This is a genomic window from Streptomyces sp. KR55, assembly GCF_052245645.1.
Classification (GTDB): domain Bacteria; phylum Actinomycetota; class Actinomycetes; order Streptomycetales; family Streptomycetaceae; genus Streptomyces; species Streptomyces flavusporus.
In genome coordinates this window covers 1-2,706 of sequence record NZ_JBQQCE010000778.1, presented here as the reverse complement: position 1 = coordinate 2,706, position 2,706 = coordinate 1, and the positions used below count along the sequence as shown (strand labels likewise).

Annotated in this window: 4 protein-coding genes and 1 pseudogene; 3 read left to right on the top strand and 2 right to left on the bottom strand. The window is 72.0% G+C overall.

Annotated features, from left to right (window positions below; all coding sequences use genetic code 11):
* Positions 1 to 173 (top strand): annotated as a pseudogene (locus ACTWQJ_RS49925) (short-chain dehydrogenase); the annotation flags it as partial.
* Positions 174 to 214: 41 nt separating this feature from the next.
* Here the strand turns inward: ACTWQJ_RS49925 and ACTWQJ_RS49920 are convergent.
* Positions 215 to 775: an HD domain-containing protein gene (locus ACTWQJ_RS49920; RefSeq protein WP_443312973.1), complete on the bottom strand. Its 561-nt coding sequence runs from the start codon at positions 773 to 775 to the stop codon at positions 215 to 217.
* A gap of 472 nt (positions 776 to 1,247) precedes the next feature.
* Here ACTWQJ_RS49920 and ACTWQJ_RS49915 point away from each other — a divergent pair, with 472 nt between their 5' ends.
* Positions 1,248 to 1,421: a hypothetical protein gene (locus ACTWQJ_RS49915; RefSeq protein ID WP_224735466.1), complete on the top strand. Its 174-nt coding sequence runs from the start codon at positions 1,248 to 1,250 to the stop codon at positions 1,419 to 1,421.
* 64 nt (positions 1,422 to 1,485) lie between these two features.
* Positions 1,486 to 1,968 (top strand): GNAT family N-acetyltransferase, encoded by a 483-nt coding sequence (locus tag ACTWQJ_RS49910; RefSeq protein ID WP_443312972.1) that lies wholly within the window; start codon positions 1,486 to 1,488, stop codon positions 1,966 to 1,968.
* A gap of 10 nt (positions 1,969 to 1,978) precedes the next feature.
* Here the strand turns inward: ACTWQJ_RS49910 and ACTWQJ_RS49905 are convergent.
* The coding region (locus ACTWQJ_RS49905; RefSeq protein ID WP_443312971.1) for an amidase family protein at positions 1,979 to 2,706 on the bottom strand (728 nt) is incomplete at its 5' end.

Below are 2,706 nucleotides of genomic sequence, written 5' to 3'. Positions count from 1 at the left end.
TCACCGACGAGCGCCCCCACTACGACAAGCTGCGCCTGGCCGAGGAGGGCTTCCACGCCCCGCTCGACCTGGTCGACGGCGCGGCCCGCGTCTACGACCCCGTCGTGCGTGGCGAGGCGGGCGAGGACCTGTACGGCGTCTTCCTGAAGGACTACGCGCCCGGCAAGTGGTGAGACCCGGCGGGCGTCCTCGACGGGGCCGGGCCAGGCGGACGCTACTCGACGGCCCCGAGCCGCGAGTTGCGGGCCGCCACGAGCTCCAGGACCGTGCGCCAGTCCTCCAGGACCCCCGCGTCGAACCCGATGACCTTGCCGGCCTCGTCGGCCTGCCGCAGGGTCATGGCGTCGTCGGCGAGCGGGTCCCGCTCGAACGCGGCCGCCTCCGCAGGACTCATCGGGCCGCCCTGCCTGGTCAGGGTCCGGGCACTCCGCGGGGACAGCTCACGCCCCGGAGACACGGCGGCCAGATAGCGCTTCGCGGCCACATGCAGTCGTACGAGACGGGAGACCCGCTCACCGAGCAAGGGCCGGACGGCGTCCGCCGCGAGGTCGGCGTGACCGGCGTCGTCGCCGGGCCGCAGCAGATGCCCGATGTCGTGCACCAGGCCCGCTATCTGGAGTTCCTTGTCGGCGGGGCGACTTCGGCGCAGCAGTGCGGCCGTCTGCAGCGCGTGGTCGTGCAGGTCGACCGGGTCGCCGGTGCAGTCCGGGGTGCCCCGGACTCCGCGGCAGGCGTTCAGCAGATCCATCAGCTCTTCGACACTGCGCAGCTCCATGCGTCAGTCCTCCCGCCGGACAAGCCGTTGCCGGATGTCAGCAGATCATGGCCGCCTTGCGAATCGGCCAACGGGACTTGAACTGCGTGACCCCCGGCAGCCGCCGGTCGTGGGCGTGTTCGCCCGGCTAGGCCGTCCGAGTGAGCCGAAAAGAGTCCATTGCGTAACAAATAGGGGTAGATTTCCCCTGATTACACACGGGGTGACGCGCAATAGTTACCCGCTGTTTTCAGCCCCATCGAGCGGACCCCCGCTCATTTGGTTAATCTGGTCCAGACGGACAGCCAGAACGGGTCCCTACCCACACCCACCGTCCGTCCCGGGGCAAGCCGGTGCACAACGGCCTGCTCTCACGCGACCCACCGACGCCACCGCGTCCGCGCAGCAGCACGTCAGACCCAACGGGCGTCGGGCAGCGGACCGCAGACCGCCGACGCGCCCCGAGGGTGACCCGACACATAAGGAGTGCGCGGTGACACCGGAGAAGACGAATCGCGAACAGCGCCCCAAGGAACGCCCGGAGCGCGCGGGCCGCCGCCCCGGCGAGCTCGGCAACCTCGACGTGTGGGCCAGGTCCGCCCCGATCCGCCTGGCGGGCTACGAGGACGACCTCGCCGAGCCGCACATCCTGCCCAGCGTGGACTGACCCGGAATTACCCGGCAGGCCCCTTCGCGATCGCCGACGGCATGGGCGTGCGAGACTCACGCCCATGCTGATCAGGGAAGCAACGGCCGACGACTGGCCGCACATCTGGCCGTTCTGGCACCGCATCGTCGCCGCCGCCGAGACCTACGCCTGGGACCCGGACACCACCGAGGAAGCGGCCCGCGCCCTGTGGATGAGCCCGGCCAAACGCGTGTACGTCGCCGAGGACGAGACCGGAGCCGTCGTCGGCTCCGCCTACCTCACCCCCAACTACGGCGGCCCCGCCGCCCGGATCGCCAATGCCGGCTTCATGGTCGACCCCGACCAGGGCGGCCGCGGCATCGGCCGCGCCCTCGCCGAGCACATCCTGGCCGAGGCCGAGGCCCAGGGCTATCGGGGCATGGTGTTCAACGCGGTCGTCGAGACCAACCCCGCGGTCGAGCTCTGGACTTCGCTCGGCTTCACCGTCCTCGGCACCGTGCCGGACGCGTACGACCACCCCCGGCACGGCCCCGTGGGGCTGCACATCATGTACAAGGCCCTGTAGTCCGGGCCTCCTACTCCAGCGGCGCCGTCCGCTGCCACGGACGCGCGGCCTCCAACTGGGCCGCCAGCCCCAGCAGTTCCGCCTCCGACCCCGGCCGCCCCACGAGCTGTACGGCGCAGGGGGCGCCGGAGGGGAGGCTGCCCAGCGGCACCGTCATCGCGGGCCAGCCCGTCAGGTTCCACGGCGGTGTCATCGGCGAGTAGGCGGTGTTGGCGGCCACGTTGCGCAGCCAGCCCCGCTCGTGCCAGGGCCCGGCCTTGGGGGAACGGCGGGCGAGCGCCGGTGTCAGCAACACGTCGTACTCGGCGAAGAACGGCTCCAGACGCAGGGCCTCCCGGCTGCCGCCGCCGCGCACGGCTCCCACGAACCGCCTCCCGACGGCCGCGTGCACCCGGGTGCGCCGGGCCAGCAGCCGCGGATCCAGGCCCTGGGCGTCGACGGAGGTGCCCGCCGTCCAGTGGGCGAGCGAGGTGAAGCTCAGCGACAGCGGATACGGCGGATCGGCACGCCGCACCTGGTGCCCTGCCTTGATCAGCAGCCCGGCCGCCTCCTGGGCGGCAGTCGTATACGGTCTGCTGACGATGACCCCGGCGATGGGGCTGCGCAGGGAGACGGCGACGCGGTGGGTGTCGGGCGCGCCAGGCCGTACGACCTCGGTGTCCGCGAGGACGGACAGCATCAGCCGCGCGTCCGCCACGGTCGTCGCCAGCGGCCCGTTCTCCGACATGCCGAACCAGT

Excerpts from the sequence above, each read along its gene's own strand:
- ACTWQJ_RS49920 (WP_443312973.1), bottom strand. The coding sequence starts at position 775 with ATGGAGCTGCGCAGTGTCGAAGAGCTGATGGATCTGCTGAACGCCTGC.
- ACTWQJ_RS49910 (WP_443312972.1), top strand. The coding sequence starts at position 1,486 with ATGCTGATCAGGGAAGCAACGGCCGACGACTGGCCGCACATCTGGCCG.